Here is a 16671-nt window from a genome sequence, read left to right as displayed (position 1 = left end):
TTGTACCGTTTCAAGCAGCTTGCAATTTTGTGGTTCGCTGTCTAATCTCGCGAACAACAGGTGGTGCCCGCAAAATGTGTCCCGTCAAGAGGATGCGCTCGGGTATCGTAAGCAAGTACCGGCCTTGCATGGCTGCTCTGGGAACGTCGATACGGACGTGGCAGGCGGGGTCGGGATGAACAGGGAAGAGGGGAGTGCCGGACAGGTATGACCGGGTCCGACTATGTGCTGGAAGCCGAAGGGCTGACCAAACAGTTTCGCGGCTTCTATGCCGTGAATGGTGTGAATCTCAAGGTCCGGCGCGGGAGCATCCATGCGCTGATCGGCCCCAACGGGGCTGGAAAGACCACTGTCTTCAATCTTCTGACGAAATTTTTGGACCCCACGTCCGGGCGCATTCTCTATAATGGGGAAGACATCACGCGCAGTGGCTCAGCCGCCATTGCACGCAAGGGTATGGTGCGCTCGTTCCAGATTTCGGCCGTGTTTCCGCAACTGACCACCCTGGAGAACGTACGGGTGGCCTTGCAGCAGCCAACAGGCCTGACCCACAAGTTCTGGAAAGCCGAAAAGGTTCTGGACTCCATGAACGAGCAGGCCATGGGACTGCTGGAAGCTGTGGGGCTGCAGGATTTTGCGCGGGTGCATGCCGGCGAACTGCCCTATGGGCGCAAGCGCTCGCTTGAGATTGCCACGACCCTGGCGCTCGATCCGGAGTTCATGCTGCTGGACGAACCGACCGCCGGCATGGCGCACGAGGATGTCAGCAGGATATCGGCCCTGATCAAGCGGGTGTCGAAGGACAGGACGATCCTGTTGGTCGAGCATAATCTGAGTGTCGTGTCAGATCTTTCCGACACCATCACGGTGCTCCAGCGTGGCGAGATCCTGGTCGAGGGCGATTACGAGACGCTGACGAACAACCCCGATGTGCGAGAGGCTTATATGGGAACGGGTCATGCCTGAGCGTAAAGCGACGGAGGGAACGCCGCTTCTCGAGGTCTCGGACCTGCATGCCTATTATGGGGAATCCCACGTCCTGCACGGCAGCAGCTTTGTCGTGCCCGAAGGACAGGTCGTTGCCCTGCTTGGCCGCAACGGGGCGGGGAAAACGACCACGCTGCGTGCCATCATGGGCATGGTCCGTGATCGGCGTGGCTCGATCCGTTTCCGGGGGCAGGAGTTGATCAAGCTGTCCTCGGACAAGATCGCAAACCTGGGCATCGGCTATTGTCCCGAAGAGCGCGGTATCTTTGCCAGCCTGGATGTCGAGGAAAACCTGCTGCTGCCGCCGACCGTGGCCGAGGGCGGCATGAGCCTGGAGGAGATCTACAGCCTATTTCCCAACCTGAAGGAACGCCGGCGAAGTTCGGGCACACGTCTGTCGGGCGGTGAGCAGCAGATGCTGGCCATCGGCCGCATTCTGCGCACGGGCGCGCGCCTCCTGTTGCTCGATGAGCCGACGGAAGGTCTGGCGCCCGTGATCGTGCAGCAGATTCACGATGTTATCACCCAGCTGAAGGGCAAGGGCTATACGATCCTGCTTGTCGAGCAGAACTACCACTTCGCCGCCACTGTCGCCGACCATCACTTCATCATGGAACAAGGCAAGGTCGCCGAGGAGGTGCGCAAGGACGAGCTGGAAGAGAAACAGGATATGATCGAGACCTATCTGGGGGTCTAGCTGTCCGCGGGACGGAAGCGCCCCCAAAACCACAGGGAGGTAAAAATGAAACGTACAACAACAGCAACTTTCGGAGCCCTGGCGGCGTTGACACTGGCGCTGCCTGCACAGGCCGAAATTTCGGACGATGTCCTGAAGATCGGTGTGCTCAATGACCAGTCCGGGCTTTATACGGACCTGGCCGGGCCTGGGTCCGTCGAGGCCGCGCGCATGGCGGTCGAAGACTTCGGCGGCACCGTCAATGACAAGGAGATCGAAATCCTGTCAGCGGACCACCAGAACAAACCCGACGTCGGTTCCAGTATCGTGCGCGAGTGGATCGACGAGGAAGGCGTGGACGTAATCGTTGACGTTCCCACGTCCTCCGTGGCCCTGGCCGTCAATGAGATCACGCGCGAGAAGGATACGGCGCTGCTGGTCAACGGTGGCGGCACCACGCGCCTGACCAACGATGACTGTTCGCCGACCACCGTGCACTATGCCTATGACACCTTTTCCCTCGCCAAGGGAACGGGCCAGGCCATTGTGCAGGAAGGCGGCGACAGCTGGTTCTTCATCACAGCCGATTATGCCTTCGGTCATTCGCTCGAGCAGGATACGGCGGCCGTGGTCGAGGAGAACGGTGGCGAGGTGCTCGACACCATTCGCCATCCCCTGGATACCTCGGACTTCTCGTCCTATCTGCTTCAGGCCCAAGGTTCTGGTGCGAAGGTGATCGGCCTGGCCAACGCCGGCTCGGACACCACCAACGCCATCAAGCAGGCCAACGAGTTCGGAATTGTGCAGGGCGGCCAGTCCCTGGCGGCGCTGCTCATGTTCATCACCGACGTGCACGCGCTTGGGCTCGAAACGGCCCAGGGGCTGCAGCTGACCACCGGTTTTCTCTGGAACATGAATGATGACACCAAGGCCTTTGCCGAACGCTTTGCGGAGCGCCGGGACGGTCAGTATCCCACCATGGTGCACGCCGGCGTCTATTCCTCTGTGAGCCATTACCTGAAGGCCGTTGCCGAGATCGATGACGATGGCGGCGAAGCTGCGGTTTCTCAGATGAAGCAGATGCCTGTCGATGATTTCTTCGCGCCGAACGGCGAGGTACGTGAGGACGGTCGCATGGTGCACGACATGTACCTGGTCGAGGTCAAGTCGCCGGACGAGTCCGAAGGCGATTGGGACTACTACAACCTGGTTGCCACCATCCCGGGTGATGAGGCCTACAAGCCGCTCTCTGACAGCACCTGCTCGCTGGTGAATTGACGCCAGGGTAACAGCAACAAACGGGGCCGGGACAACCGGCCGGGAGAGGAGGCATCGATGACGGAACTGCTGGGGATACCGCCTCAGGTCCTGTTCGGCCAGGTCATGCTCGGGCTGATCAACGGGTCCTTCTACGCCTTGTTGAGCCTGGGCCTGGCCGTGATCTTCGGCATGCTCAACGTCATCAACTTCGCCCACGGCGCACTCTACATGGTGGGTGCCTTCGTGGCCTGGATGATGCTGAACTATCTGGGCATCGGCTACTGGCCGGCCTTGATCCTGGCTCCGCTTGTTGTCGGGGCGCTGGGCGTGGTGCTGGAGCGCACCATGCTGGCGCGCCTCTATCATCTGGATCACCTCTATGGGCTGCTGCTGACCTTCGGCCTGGCGCTGATCATCGAGGGTCTGTTCCGCAATGCCTATGGCGTTTCGGGAACGCCCTATCCGATTCCCGAAGCCCTGGCTGGCGGCCAGAACCTGGGCTTCATGTTCCTGCCGAATTACAGGGCCTGGGTGGTGGTCGCGGCGATCGTCGTCTGTTTCGGGACATGGTTCCTGATCGAGCGGACCCGGATTGGTTCGTATCTGCGGGCCGCCGTCGAGAACCAGGAACTGGTGCGCGCCTTCGGGATCAACGTTCCGCTGTTGATGACGCTGGCCTATGGCGGCGCCGTGGCCCTGGCCGGTTTTGCCGGCGTCATGGCGGCGCCGATCTATCAGGTCAGTCCGCTGATGGGGCAGGACATCATCATCAAGGTCTTTGCCATCGTCGTGATCGGTGGACTTGGGTCCATCTTTGGCTCGATGGTCACCGGTCTGGGTGTGGGAGTCATCGAAGGCTTGACCAAGGTCTTCTATCCCGAGGCATCCAGCGTCGTCGTCTTTGTTCTGATGGCCATTGTCCTGCTGGTCCGGCCCCATGGACTGTTCGGCAGGCCACGCACATGACGGCCGCAAAGGAAAACACGCAAACCATGTCAACGGGACAGAAGATTTCGAACGCACTGTCCGATCGCCGGGTCCACTTGGCGGGATTCGGGGTCGGGATCCTGCTGATTGCGATCGCGCCCTATCTGGGGCTCTATCCCATCTATCTCATGAAGCTTCTGTGCTTCGCCCTGTTCGCTTTCGCGTTCAACCTGCTGCTGGGGTTCGTCGGGTTGCTGTCCTTCGGGCATGCCGCCTTTTTCGGCATGGCCTCCTATATATCGGCCCATACGATCAAGGTCTGGGGCTTTACCCCGGAACTGGGGGTCGCCGCGGGGACTCTGGTGGCCTGCGTACTGGGACTGGCTTTCGGGTCGCTGGCGATCCGCCAGCGCGGGATCTATTTCGCCATGATAACGCTGGCCCTGGCACAGATGGTTTACTTCTTCGCGCTGCAGGCCCCCTTCACGCATGGCGAGGACGGGATTCAGGGTGTGCCGCGCGGCGAGCTTTTCGGCTTCATCGACCTGTCCCAGACGATGAACCTCTATTACTTCGTCATGGCCGTGTTCATCCTGGGATTCTTCATCATCTATCGGGCCATCCATTCACCTTTCGGCCAGATTCTCAAGGCCGTCCGCGAGAACGAGAGCCGCGTGACCTCCCTGGGCTACAATGTCACTGCCCTGAAGGTCGGCGCCTTTACGCTTTCGGCCACCATCACGGGTCTGGCAGGCGCCACGAAGGCCGTGGTCTTCCAGTCGGCGACACTGACCGACGTCCATTGGTCCATGTCGGGTGAGGTTGTCCTGATGACCCTGCTTGGTGGCATGGGCACCGTTCTCGGCCCGCTTTTCGGGGCAGGCATCATCGTGACGCTTCAGGACTACCTGGCGGGCATGGGATCGTGGGTGACCGTGATTACGGGAACGATCTTCGTGGTCTGTGTGCTGACCTTCCGGCGCGGTGTCGTGGGCGAGCTGACGCGCATGCTGCGCATCCACTCGTAGACAATCTAGCACAGAGCAACCTGCGCGCCCTTTGACGGAACACCGGCGCATGCGCAACCTTGATAATCGGGACGCCTCGATACACCGTGCGGTGCGCCATCCTGTCCCTTTCTCATGACCAAGCACACGTGATCGCAAATGACTGACGAGACCCTCTACAATCGCCTGTTCCGCAATGTTCCAGACGCTGACAAGCTGTTCCTGGAAACAGCCGAAGGGCGAAGCCTGACCTATGCGGATGTGCAGGCCGGGGCTGGACGCATGGCCAACGCGCTGGTGGAGCTCGGTATCAAACCGGGTGACCGGGTCGCAGTCCAGGTGGAGAAGACCCCCGAAGCACTGCTCCTTTATCTGGGCACGATTCGGGCCGGGGCCGTCTACCTGCCACTCAACACCGGCTATACACTCACCGAGCTGGCCTATTTCCTGGAGGATGCGAAGCCCACAGTCGTTGTCTGCGATCCACAGGCGCGTACGGAAATCGCCAGCTTGCCGGAGGCCCAGTCGGTCGCTTCCGTCGAGACACTCGATGCAGCCGGAAAAGGCAGTCTGGCCGAGCGCATGGCGCGGCAGGGTGATGCCTTCGAGACCGTACAGCGCGCAGGCGATGATCTTGCCGCCATCCTCTATACTTCGGGCACGACGGGGCGGTCGAAGGGGGCCATGCTGACCCAGGAGAATCTCGCCTTCAATGCCGGAATTCTGGTCGATTACTGGCGCTTCACGGCCGATGATGTCCTGATCCACGCCCTGCCATTCTTCCATACCCATGGGCTGTTCGTTGCCACCAACACCCTGCTGATGGCCGGCGGCAGCGTTTTCTTCCTGCCCAGGTTCGATGCCGAGACGGTGGTCCGGTTGATGCCGCGGGCCACCGCATTGATGGGCGTGCCGACCTTCTACACGCGCCTGCTCGCCCATGAGGCTTTCACAAAGGAAGTGGCGCAGGGCATGCGCCTGTTCATTTCCGGTTCGGCCCCGCTGTTGGCCGAAACCCATCGTGAATTCAGCGAACGCACGGGACATGCCATTCTCGAGCGCTACGGCATGACCGAGATCAACATGACAACGTCCAATCCCTATGAGGGTGAGCGCCGGCCGGGCACGGTCGGTTTTCCCCTGCCGGGCACCGAGCTGCGCGTGGTCGACCTTGAAACCGGCACCCCGATTGCGACGGATGAGGTGGGCGTCATCGAGGTGCGCGGTCCCCATGTCTTCAAGGGCTATTGGCAGATGCCGGAGAAAACGGCCTCGGAATTTCGTTCGGACGGCTTCTTCATCACCGGGGACCTCGGCAAGATCGACACGGATGGTTATGTCCATATCGTGGGACGTGACAAGGACCTGATCATATCGGGCGGCTTCAACGTCTATCCCAAGGAAGTGGAATCGGAGATCGACGCGCTGGAGGGGGTTGTCGAGTCCGCAGTCATCGGTGTGCCGCATCCCGATTTCGGGGAAGGTGTCACAGCTGTCGTTGTCAGGAAGGCGGGCTCAAACCTTGACGAGGCTGAGGTGCTGGACGCCCTCAAGGACAGGCTTGCACGCTACAAGCAGCCTAAGCGGGCCTTCTTCGTCGATGAATTGCCCCGCAACACCATGGGCAAGGTCCAGAAGAACACCCTGAGAGAGACCTATGGCACACTCTACCAGCCGGCCCATTCGGGTTGATGGAGAATGAGGGCCCTCTTCCCGTTATGTAGGAAGGGCGTGCCCGACACTTTGGCCTGAAGCGCGCCGCAGCAACAGCTTGCTGTTCTGATCATGCAAAGCCCTCGACACGGTGCGGAAGACCGCCGGCTTTCATCGGATTTGGCTGTTGAGCAGCCAAAGGCGTCCTGGTGCGTGTCCGCCGTGCCTCACCGGGTGAAACGCCGTACTGCCTGCCGAAGCGGCGATAGAAGGTCGAGAGGTCGTTGAAGCCGCAGAGAAAGGCGATTTCCGCGATGGACAGCCGTTCGGATCCTGGGTCTCCAAGCAGTGCCAGGCTGTTCTCCAGCCGGCGTCGCGCGACGAGATCTGCGAAACTTTCGCCCATATCCTCAAGCAAGGCATGAAGCCATCGTGACGACATCCCCAGCTCGGCTGCGGCCTGTCGGACGGTCAGGTCCGGATCACGCAGATGCGTTTCGATGTAGGTCAGAACCCGCTGACGCTGAAAGCTGCGATAGTTGTAGTGGCGTTTCGGTTCCGGTCGATCCCTTGCCTCGATGGCCAGGCCCAGAAGACCGCAGAGATGTGTGAGCAGACCCTGTTGAATGCAGTCGTCGAGATTGTCAGCCTCGCGCGCCAGTTCGCACATATGGCGGGTCAGGATCCCCATCAGGCCGTCTCCGGCGGGCAGATGCAGGAGCGGATTGCTTTTCGATAGCGGCAGGAAGGGGTGCACGAGTGACTGGGGAAGACACCAGCGTACAAGGCGCGCAGGCGTGTGCGAGATCACCTGGGAGGGCATTGTGGTGTCCAGCAGGACGATATCGCCCGGCTTCTGTGGCTGGCTGCCGTTCGCCCAGTGATAGGTGCCCTCGCCCTCGAATACGAGAACAAGGTGATAGTGCTGCGCTTCGCTGTCCTCACCGGACAGGCAGTCCTGAGTCACGATGACAGGGGGGGTGGCAATCTCGGACAGTGTGACGTTGGCCACGCGGCGGCTACGGATACTGAGATCCGCCGGGTGATCGCTGAGAAGCTCGACCGTCTTGTCCATCAGCTGAGGACAGGCAATCTGCTTTTCTGCGCTGCACTTGCTTCTTGACTCCATCATGAATCCCTCCCGGTTCTTTTTTCCCTCAAGCCTTAAGGACGCAAAAGCCTGTCGGAAAGTTCCCGAAAACAAGAATTCAGGGGTAATGACCTGAATCTTGCAGGTGAGACTGCCCGGAATGCCAAGCCTCGCTTCGCGGGGTGCGAAGACAGGATTCGGGGCAGCTGCTATCCTTAAGCTGGGTAGTATCCAAGCATGCCGGTTCTTTGGGCTCGGCCTGGAAGGTCATGATACATGACTGGCGACAAGGGAAATGAGATATGGCGGCAATCAGCCCGGGCCTTCTTCCAGGCTGAGGTGGAGCGCCTGATGGATCGCCTTTACGGTACGGCGCTGCGCCTGACGGGCAATCGCAGCGACGCCGAGGATCTGGTGGCCGACAGTCTGGCCAAGGCCTGGAACAGACTTTCCGGATTACAGGACCGCCAGGCCTTCGAGAAATGGGTCTTTCGCATCCTGATCAATGGCTTCATCAGTGATTGCCGGCGGCAGAAAACCCGCCCGTGTGAAGTGGGGGCGGACAGGGAGGGAGAGTTCTCCCTGTTCGAGAAACTGCACCAGCCGTTCCTCCTGTGGTGGGGCACGCCCGAGCAGGAGCTTCTCGACAAGCTCTTGCGTGCGGATATCGAAAATGCCTTGGATGCACTGCCGGAAGAATTTCGGCTTGCCGTCGTCATGGTTGAGCTGTGGGGGCTCAGCTATGCGGAGACGGCGGAGATGCTCGATGTTCCGGTGGGAACGGTACGTTCCCGGATTAGTCGTGGTCGCAGCCTGCTGCAGAGTGCGCTGTGGCATCAGGCCCGTGAAGCCGGACTTCTTAAGGGCGAAGCGAAAGGGACCGCCGGATGACACAGGATCTGCGCTGCGAAGAGGTCATCGACAAGCTGCTGGAGTACCTTGATCGTGAGCTCGACCGCGAAACGGAAGATGCCCTGGCACAACATATGGAAACCTGCCGGGCCTGTTTTTCCCGGGCCGAATTCGAGCGGAGACTGCGGGCCAGGGTTCGCGAGACAGGCAAGGCCAGAGCGCCGGAGTCTCTGCGACAGCGCGTTCATGCTATCATGGAGCGGTATTGAGGCGAGAGACGTGAGGCAGGACTTGTCCGAGGGGGCTTGAATGGTTGCTATCCTGGGATTTTCCAAGGATAAGGTCACGGCTGCCGTGCAGGCGATGTATGGAGATGTGGCGCGCGATCCGCGACAGCATTTTCACTTTCCTGTCGGCCGTACGGCCGCGCGGGCGGTGGGCTATCCCGAAGACACCCTGGACCGTCTGCCGCAGCACGCGGTCGAGCGCTTCGTCGGCGTGGGATATCCTTTTCGCGCCAGCGTAATCCAGGAGGGTGACCGGGTGCTCGATATCGGCTCTGGCGCCGGATGCGACAGCCTGATCGCCAGTTCCCTGGTCGGTGACAGCGGCAAGGTCTGGTCCCTCGACATCACGCCGGAGATGCTTGGCCGTTTGCGAGCGACGCTGTCTGAAGCCGGTATCGACAATGTAGAACCTATCGAGGCCGATGCCGAGCATATCCCCCTGCCCGACAATTCCGTCGACGTTGTCACCAGCAATGGCGTCCTGAACCTGATCCCTGCAAAGCGCACGGTCCTGGCCGAGATCTTCCGCGTGCTCAAGCCCGAGGGCCGGATGCAGCTGTCGGATATTGTCATCGACAGGCCCGTGCCGCTGGGGGGACGGAGCGATCCCGAGTTATGGGCGGAATGCGTGGTTGGCGCCTCGGTCAAGGAGGACTACCTGGCCCTGTTCCGGGAAGCTGGCTTCACGGACATCGTCGAACTGCGCGAATTCGACTATTTTTCAGAAAGCCCCAGCGCGGACACGCGCCGCATTGCGGCCGGCCTGGGTGCACGTTCCATCGATATCGCGATGCGACGGCCCGCACATGCCGTGTCGCCTGGGCGCCTTGACCGCCTCACCAGCCGCCTACACCCGAAGCGGCTGGCTCGTGTCGGTGCGCGCGGCCTGTGGGGTGCCGTGGCCGCAGCGACCGCCATACTCGCCTGCTATGGCCTCGTGGCTCTCTTGGGGCTGGCCTCGCTCTTGGGGCTTGGCCTGACCCTTCCCGAGGGGCTCTGGGCTGTCGCAATCTTTGCCGCTACAGTCCTTGCCGTTGTTGCCACGGCCGTGAACTTGCCCCGCCATGGCCGGCCCTGGCCCTTGCTGGTATCGGGAACTGGGGCTGCCCTTGTCGGCTATGTGCTGTTTGTCAGCTATGACCCCCTGATCGAGGCCCTGGGCTTCATTATACTTGTCGGTGCAATCGGATGGGATCTCTATCAGGTCTACCTTGCCGAGTGCGTTCCGGAGCCCCGCAGGCGGTTGCGCCAGTCCAGGGCTTGATGAAGCGACCCTCCAGATTCTCAAGATAGCGGGCTTTTCTCCGCTTGTTGTCACCGATCCTGGCATTTGGGCTTCAAGGAGCAAAGTTCATGTGTATGGTGATCCAATATGGACCAAGAGCCAGCTGCTTGAGACGGGGTGGAATGCTTCAGGCGCTCGAAGAGGAATATCGCCATTTAATCGGCCTCTGGAAAGGGGCGCGCACGGGGCAGGGCGTGCCCACACGCGAGCGCTTTGACCCCATGTCCTTGCGCGGCCTCGTCGCCCGGGTTCACTTGCTGGAATTCGAGGAGCAGGACAAGCTGATCTTTCGTCTTTCGGGCGCGAACGAGCAGGCGCGTTTGGGAGAGAACCCGAAGGGGGAAGATTACCTGGCCCTGGTCGACGCTCCAGCACGCGCTTACCTTGGGCGGAATATGCACAATATGCTGTTCCATCCGACGGGCCTGGTCTTCACGACGGAAGAGATCCATGCAGACGGCAGCCGCATAACCACGCGCTTCATTGCCTTGCCGCTACGTGATACGAGACGCGGGCGCGACCAGGTGATTGCCCTTGTGAGCGAAAAGGGCCCCAAGCAGCATCTCCAAGCCACTTTTCCGGTGCCGCGCGACCGTGAATGGCACGATGAGGTGATTGCCGTTGAAACCGTGGACTTGGGCAACGGAATACCGGACATTCCCGTTTACAAGCGCGAAGTCCCATCCTCTTGAGCGGATCGCATTGCCGCGGCACTGTCGCTGACAGGATCGAGGGACAGACGGCGCTATGCAGGAGGTGGAATGATTGATGCAACTGACCATGCGCACCTGAAGCGCTGTATTGATCTTGCGACAGTTGCGCTTGAGGCCGGGGACGAGCCCTTCGGCTCGGTGCTTGTCTCTGCCGAAGGTGAGGTTCTGGCTGAGGATCACAATCGCGTGGTCTCCGGGGACCAGACGCGCCATCCGGAATTCGCCCTGGCGCGCTGGGCGGCTGTCAACATGACACCTGAAGAACGAGCAGGCGCGACGGTCTATACCTCAGGTGAGCATTGTCCCATGTGTGCAGCGGCGCATGGTTGGGTTGGCCTGGGACGGATCGTTTATGCCAGTTCGTCTCGGCAACTCAGGTCATGGATGGCGGAGATGCAGGTGCCGCCTGCGCCTGTCCGGGCATTGCCGATCCAGGAGGTGGTTCCCGGGCTGGAGGTCGAGGGCCCAGTGCCCGATTTGGCTGAGCAGGTTCGCAGCTTGCAACAGAAGCGGCACCAATCCTGACACTCTTGGCTGGCGAACGCCATGAGGACTGATCCCTTAATGACGCTGGACGCTTTATATGCAGGGGATAAGTGGACTTTCTTACCACCGATGACGTAGTGGTTACGGCCTGATTCGGGGTCTGCGCGCATTGCCCTTTTCTTCAGAAAGGGTCTAAACTGTGGTCTAAGGTGTATACGTGCTTTAACTCTGGACGTTGCAAGCCCACGTTCTAGTTAGAGAAATTCATTCAATGCAAACCTTGAACCAGGGAGAGAAACATGGCGGGCAAGGACCGAAAGCCGACGACAACGGATGCGGGGATTCCTGTTTCCAGCGATGAGCATTCGCTGACGATTGGGCCGGATGGCCCGATCCTCTTGCAGGATCACTATCTCATCGAGCAGATGGCGAATTTCAATCGGGAGCGGATTCCGGAACGCCAGCCACATGCCAAGGGCGGCGGCGCCTTCGGCCACTTCGAGGTGACCCAGGACGTCAGCAAGTACACCAAGGCCGCAGTGTTCCAGCCGGGCACCAAGACCGAGACACTGATCCGCTTCTCGACGGTTGCCGGCGAGCGCGGCAGCCCCGATACCTGGCGCGATCCGCGCGGCTTCTCGCTGAAGTTCTATACCAGCGAAGGCAACTACGACATGGTCGGCAACAACACGCCGGTCTTCTTTTTGCGCGACCCCTTGAAGTTCCAGCACTTCATCCGTTCGCAGAAGCGCCGGGCGGACACCAACCTGCGCGACCATGACATGCAGTGGGACTTCTGGACCCTCTCGCCCGAGTCCGCACACCAGGTGGCCTGGCTGATGGGTGATCGCGGCATTCCCAAGACTTGGCGCAACATGAACGGCTATTCGAGCCACACTTACATGTGGGTCAACGCAAAGGGCGAGAAGTTCTGGGTGAAGTATCACTTCAAGACTGACCAGGGCATCGACTTCCTGCCCCAGGAGGAGGCCGATCGTCTGGCCGGTGAGGATGGCGACTATCACCAGCGCGACCTCTATAATGCGATCCAGCGCAAGGAGTATCCCAGCTGGACGCTCTACATGCAGATCATGCCCTTCCACGAAGCCGATAGCTATCGCTTCAATCCCTTCGACCTGACCAAGGTCTGGCCGCATGCGGACTATCCGCTGATCGAGGTGGGACGGCTGACGCTAGACCGCAATCCCACCGACTATCACACCGAGATCGAGCAGGCGGCCTTCGAGCCGAACAACCTGGTGCCGGGCATCGGGCCGAGCCCGGACAAGATGCTGCTGGGACGTCTCTTCTCCTATGCCGATGCGCACCGCGCCCGCATGGGGGTCAACTACAAGCAGATACCGGTGAACCGCCCCAAGGCGCCTGTCCACAGCTACAGCAAGGATGGAGCGATGCGGGTTGAGAACGTGTCAGACCCCGTCTATGCGCCGAACTCGAAGGGCGGCCCGGCGGCCGATCCCGAACGCTATCCCGAGGATGCAACCTGGCAGGCTAGCGGAGAGTTCGTGCGCGCACCTTACAGCAAGCGCAAGGACGACGACGATTTTGGCCAGGCCGGTACGCTGGTGCGTGAGGTCATGGACGATGCCGCGCGCGACCGCCTGGTCTCGAACGTCGTGGGGCACCTGAAGGACGGCGTGTCCGAGCCGGTGCTGGAGCGTGCCTTCGAGTACTGGCGCAACATCGACCCGGACATAGGCAACCGCATTGCCAAGGGTGTGAAGGGCGGCTGACCGCCCTGGCGCGCGGGTCGACTGTCCTATCGGCCCGCGCGCAGGCGCCCGACGATGCCGCTGGGGAAGAAGTAGACGCTGAGGATGAACAGCACGCCCAGCCAGAGCAGCCAGCGGTCGGGGTCGATGAGAGCTGGAAGCAGGGGCAAGTCGCCAAGAGCCGAGGCGCCGATGTCCATCAGGTTCTGCAGGTAGTTGCGGGCCAGGATGAAGAGCGTGGCGCCCAGTACGGCGCCGTAGATGGAGCCCATGCCGCCGATCACCAGCATCAGCAGGATATCGATCATGATGGTCAGGCTGAGCGTGGTGTCGGGACCGGTGTACTTCAGCCAGATCGCCATCAGCGAGCCGGCCAGCGAAGCCACACCGGCCGAGAGACAGACCGCGATGGTGCGGTAGATCACCGTGCGATAACCGATCGCCTCGGCGCGGAAGGTGTTCTCGCGGATCGCCTGCAGGACGCGGCCGAAGGGCGCGTTGACGAAGCGCAACAGCAGCAGGACGAGCCCGGCGGAGGCGAGGAACACCAGGTAGTAATTGAGCAGGCGCCCATCGACCTTGACGCCGAGAATCTCCGTGTCGATCAGCTTGAAGGCGGGGCCGAGCTCGCGCGGCACCCGGTAGCTGAGGCCGTCCTCGCCGCCGGTCAGTCCGGAGAGCTGCGAGGCGAGGATCATGAAGGCGCTGGAAACCGCCAGGGTCACCATGGCGAAGAAGATTGCTCTTACACGGAGTGAGAAGAGCGCGATGACGAAGGCAAGGGCAATCGACACCGCCAGTCCTGCCAGGCTGCCGAGCAGTATGCCGCCCCAACTCGCCGGCCAGAGCTCGAGCATGATGGCGACGCCATAGGCGCCGATGCCGTAGAACATGGTGTGCGCGAAAGAGACCACGCCGGTATAGCCAAGCAGCAGGTCGTAGCTCGCCACCAGGACGATGAAGACGCAGATGGTCGCGGCGGTGTTGAGCGAGCGCGTGCCGGGAAAAAGGAAGGGGGCGAAGGCGAGACCCACCAGGATCGCCAGCAGAATGAGCGTCAGGCCGCGGCTGCGCGGCAGGTCGCCGGAGAGCAGAGCGTTCAGCATGTCCTTGATCCTCCCGCGCTCATTGCTTGTTGATCGGCAACAGGCCCTGCGGCCGCCACATCAGCACCGCCACCATCAACAGGATGTTGGAGCCGAGCGCCAGCTTGGGCATCAGATAGCCGGTGTAGTTGGCCAACAGCCCGACCAGCAGCGCGCCGATGAAACAGCCGTGCACCGAGCCGAGGCCGCCTATGATGACGACGATGAAGACCAGCACCAGGACGTCGAGGCCCATCTGGGCGGTGATGATCTGCTCGTAGAGGCCCCACATCACGCCGCCCAGGCCGGCAAGCGCCGACCCGGCGACGAACACCAGGATGAAGATCAGGCGGATGCGATAGCCCAGCGCCTCGACCATCTCGCCGTTCTCGACCCCGGCGCGAATCAGCAGACCGGTCCGGGTGCGTCCCAGCACCCAGAGCAGGGCCAGGAAGATGATGAGGCCGAGAATCACGGAGTAGACGCGGTACTTCTCGATCGCCACCATGCCGAAGATCCAGGCGCCTGTGAACGCTTCCGGGCGCGGCAACGGAATGGCATCGGGCCCCCAGATGAGGCGAATCAGTTCCTCGGCAACGATCAGGCCGCCCATGGTCACCAGAATCTGCTTCAGGTGAGCGCCGTAGACAGGGCGCACGATGACCCGCTCAAAGACGTAGCCAAGACCTCCTGCGACCATCATGGCCGCCAGCATGGCCGGGAGCACTGCGCCCAGATTGAGCAGCACGGAGTCCGCGCCTGTCCACCCCCCTGCAGATAAAAGGACCGTGGCGCCGACGAAGGCGCCGATGGAGATGAAGGCGCCGTGGCCGAAGTTGAGAATGTCCATCAGGCCGAAGACCAGGGTCAGGCCCGAGGCCATGACGAAGATCATCATCCCCATGGCAAGCCCGGCCAGGGTCAGGGTCGCCCAGGTTGGGCCGCTGCCGATCAGGAGGTAGCCCAGGATCAGGAAGACCGGGACGAGGAGATAGGGCACCCACTTTCCGAACCGTTCGGAGAGCGGCGCCCGTGGGGCAGCGGTTTCGGTCTGGCTGGCGGTCTGATCGGTCATTGGTGGGTATCCAGGCTGAGGCCGAGAAGGCGTTGCTGCAGGGCCTCGTTTTCGGCCAGTTCGGACATGGCGCCGGTATGGACGATCTGTCCGTCATCCATCACAGCCACGCTGTCGCCGACAGCGCAGGCCATGCGGAAGTTCTGTTCGACAAGCAGAATGGTGGTTTCGCTGCGCTTGAGGTCGAGAAAGGCCTCGATCAGGGCCTCGACGATCGAGGGGGCGAGCCCCTTGGTCGGTTCGTCGATCAACAGCAGGCGGCGTGGCTCGCTGATCGCCCGGGCAATCGCGAGCATCTGTTTCTGGCCACCGGAGAGATTTCCTGCCGGCAGCCGCCAGAATTTCTTGAGCGCCGGAAAAAGCTCGAAGATCCAGTCCAGCCGCGCATTGTCCATGGGGCCCTTCCGGGCCGCCAGGACCATGTTTTCCTGGACCGTCAGGTTTCCGAAGAGACCCATGTTCTCCGGAACGTATGCAAGGCCCAGGCGGGCGATGTCCGCCGTTCCCATGCCACCGATTTCGGTGCCGTCGAAGACGACCCGCCCCTGAGATGGATTCCAGAGGCCCATGATGCTGCGCAGGGTGGTGGTCTTGCCGGCACCATTGCGGCCCAGCAGCATGGTCAGGCCTCCGGCGGGTACATCCAGGTCGACGCCCTGCAGAATATGGTACTGGCCAATGTGGGTGTGGACGCCCTCGAGACGCAGCAATGGTTCAGGCATGGCCGCTCCTGACGCCGAGATAGGCTTCCTGGACAATGGGCGAGGCGATCACCTCCTCGGGCGGGCCGTCGGCGACCAGGGCACCGTTGTGCAGCACGATGATCCGGTCGGCCAGCGAGCGCACCACGTCCATCTTGTGCTCGACCAGCAGGACGGTCTTGGTGCGATCGCCCTTGATCTCGCGGATCAGGTCGAGAATGACCGGCACCTCGTCGGCGCTCATACCCGCGGTGGGTTCGTCGAACATCAGCACCTCGGGCTCGAGTGCCACAAGCACAGCGACCTCGAGGCGGCGCTGGCCGCCGTGCGGCAGTGCTGCGGCCGTTTCGCCGGCGCGCTCGATCAGGTTTGTGCGGTCCAGCAGGATCTCGGCCTCCTCGATCAGGCTGCCGAGAGCGCTCGCGCGTGTCAGGAGGTTGAGGCCGAGGCCGCGCCGGCTCTGGATTGCCAGGCGCACGTTCTCCAGCACGGTCAGGTTGGGAAAGAGGTTGGTCAACTGGAAGGCGCGCCCGATGCCGCGGTGGGTGCGTGCTGGCGCGCTCAGGCCGGTGATGTCCTCGCCGAACAGGCGGACCTGGCCGGCGCTCGCCTTGAGCTGACCGGAAATCATGTTGAAGTAGGTGGTCTTGCCCGCGCCGTTGGGCCCGACGATGGCGGTCAGGCTGCCGCTCTCGTAGCGGCAGGAGACAGAATCCACGGCGACGTGGCCGCCGAAGCGGATCGTCAGGTTCTCGGTCTCGAGCACAGGGTGGCTGGATGCGGGCATTGGCTTGGCTCTTTGAGGGACGGAACTGGCGGGGCACAGCGTAGCGTGCCCCGCCAGGTTAAGATCG

At 61.7% G+C, this 16671-nt stretch carries 17 protein-coding genes; 12 read left to right on the top strand and 5 right to left on the bottom strand.

Annotated elements, in window-relative coordinates:
- Nucleotides 1-207: 207 nt before the first annotated feature.
- The 6 genes from BP38_RS0112275 to BP38_RS0112250 all read left to right on the top strand — a co-directional run bounded on the left by BP38_RS0112275 (nt 208) and on the right by BP38_RS0112250 (nt 6549).
- Entirely contained in the window at nt 208-966 is a 759-nt protein-coding gene (locus BP38_RS0112275) for an ABC transporter ATP-binding protein (protein WP_026987968.1), read from the top strand.
- Nucleotides 959-1684, top strand: coding sequence for an ABC transporter ATP-binding protein (locus tag BP38_RS0112270; protein WP_026987967.1), 726 nt, complete (start codon nt 959-961; stop codon nt 1682-1684). Before BP38_RS0112275 ends, BP38_RS0112270 begins: the two co-directional genes overlap by 8 nt.
- Before the next feature lie 45 nt (nt 1685-1729).
- Nucleotides 1730-2941, top strand: a complete 1212-nt coding sequence (locus BP38_RS0112265) for an ABC transporter substrate-binding protein (protein ID WP_026987966.1) — start codon at nt 1730-1732, stop codon at nt 2939-2941.
- A gap of 57 nt (nt 2942-2998) precedes the next feature.
- Complete coding sequence (locus BP38_RS0112260) at nt 2999-3889, top strand: branched-chain amino acid ABC transporter permease (RefSeq protein WP_026987965.1); 891 nt, start codon at nt 2999-3001, stop codon at nt 3887-3889.
- 26 nt (nt 3890-3915) lie between these two features.
- Complete coding sequence (locus BP38_RS20505; protein WP_155992406.1) at nt 3916-4878, top strand: branched-chain amino acid ABC transporter permease; 963 nt, start codon at nt 3916-3918, stop codon at nt 4876-4878.
- A 138-nt stretch (nt 4879-5016) separates the two neighbouring features.
- A complete protein-coding gene (locus BP38_RS0112250; RefSeq protein WP_026987964.1) occupies nt 5017-6549 on the top strand; it encodes a malonate--CoA ligase in 1533 nt (510 codons plus the stop codon).
- Nucleotides 6550-6640: 91 nt separating this feature from the next.
- On the opposite strand, the gene BP38_RS23140 is transcribed toward BP38_RS0112250, so the two are convergent.
- Nucleotides 6641-7642 carry a helix-turn-helix domain-containing protein gene (locus BP38_RS23140; protein WP_026987963.1) on the bottom strand — a complete coding sequence of 334 codons (1002 nt, stop codon included), beginning with the start codon at nt 7640-7642 and terminating at the stop codon, nt 6641-6643.
- A gap of 234 nt (nt 7643-7876) precedes the next feature.
- On the opposite strand from BP38_RS23140, the gene BP38_RS20495 reads away from it, so the two are divergent.
- From BP38_RS20495 to BP38_RS0112215, 6 genes are all read left to right on the top strand, one after another.
- Complete coding sequence (locus BP38_RS20495; protein ID WP_211250302.1) at nt 7877-8491, top strand: sigma-70 family RNA polymerase sigma factor; 615 nt, start codon at nt 7877-7879, stop codon at nt 8489-8491.
- Complete coding sequence (locus BP38_RS0112235; protein ID WP_026987962.1) at nt 8488-8721, top strand: zf-HC2 domain-containing protein; 234 nt, start codon at nt 8488-8490, stop codon at nt 8719-8721. Before BP38_RS20495 ends, BP38_RS0112235 begins: the two co-directional genes overlap by 4 nt.
- Nucleotides 8722-8761: 40 nt before the next feature.
- Entirely contained in the window at nt 8762-10003 is a 1242-nt protein-coding gene (locus tag BP38_RS20490) for a MerC family mercury resistance protein (RefSeq protein ID WP_081816639.1), read from the top strand.
- Nucleotides 10004-10146: 143 nt separating this feature from the next.
- Complete coding sequence (locus BP38_RS0112225; protein ID WP_026987961.1) at nt 10147-10716, top strand: PAS domain-containing protein; 570 nt, start codon at nt 10147-10149, stop codon at nt 10714-10716.
- Nucleotides 10717-10785: 69 nt separating this feature from the next.
- On the top strand, nt 10786-11262 hold the full coding sequence (locus BP38_RS0112220) for a nucleoside deaminase (RefSeq protein WP_026987960.1): 477 nt from the start codon (nt 10786-10788) through the stop codon (nt 11260-11262).
- Nucleotides 11263-11522: 260 nt separating this feature from the next.
- Nucleotides 11523-12977: a catalase gene (locus BP38_RS0112215; RefSeq protein ID WP_026987959.1), complete on the top strand. Its 1455-nt coding sequence runs from the start codon at nt 11523-11525 to the stop codon at nt 12975-12977.
- 26 nt (nt 12978-13003) lie between these two features.
- On the opposite strand, the gene BP38_RS0112210 is transcribed toward BP38_RS0112215, so the two are convergent.
- The 4 genes from BP38_RS0112210 to BP38_RS0112195 are packed head-to-tail and all read right to left on the bottom strand — an operon-like array spanning nt 13004 to nt 16604.
- The gene (locus tag BP38_RS0112210) at nt 13004-14062 is read right to left on the bottom strand and encodes a branched-chain amino acid ABC transporter permease (protein ID WP_026987958.1); all 1059 of its coding nucleotides are present in this window, start codon (nt 14060-14062) and stop codon (nt 13004-13006) included.
- Between the two features lie 19 nt (nt 14063-14081).
- Nucleotides 14082-15116: a branched-chain amino acid ABC transporter permease gene (locus tag BP38_RS0112205; RefSeq protein ID WP_081816637.1), complete on the bottom strand. Its 1035-nt coding sequence runs from the start codon at nt 15114-15116 to the stop codon at nt 14082-14084.
- Nucleotides 15113-15838: an ABC transporter ATP-binding protein gene (locus tag BP38_RS0112200; RefSeq protein WP_026987956.1), complete on the bottom strand. Its 726-nt coding sequence runs from the start codon at nt 15836-15838 to the stop codon at nt 15113-15115. Before BP38_RS0112200 ends, BP38_RS0112205 begins: the two co-directional genes overlap by 4 nt.
- Complete coding sequence (locus BP38_RS0112195) at nt 15831-16604, bottom strand: ABC transporter ATP-binding protein (RefSeq protein WP_035725079.1); 774 nt, start codon at nt 16602-16604, stop codon at nt 15831-15833. The genes BP38_RS0112200 and BP38_RS0112195 overlap by 8 nt, the downstream gene beginning before the upstream one ends.
- Between the last annotated feature and the right edge of the window lie 67 nt (nt 16605-16671).

This window comes from Fodinicurvata fenggangensis DSM 21160, assembly GCF_000686045.1.
Taxonomy (GTDB): Bacteria; Pseudomonadota; Alphaproteobacteria; order Kiloniellales; family DSM-21159; genus Fodinicurvata; species Fodinicurvata fenggangensis.
This window is presented reverse-complemented; position numbering and strand designations above follow the sequence as displayed.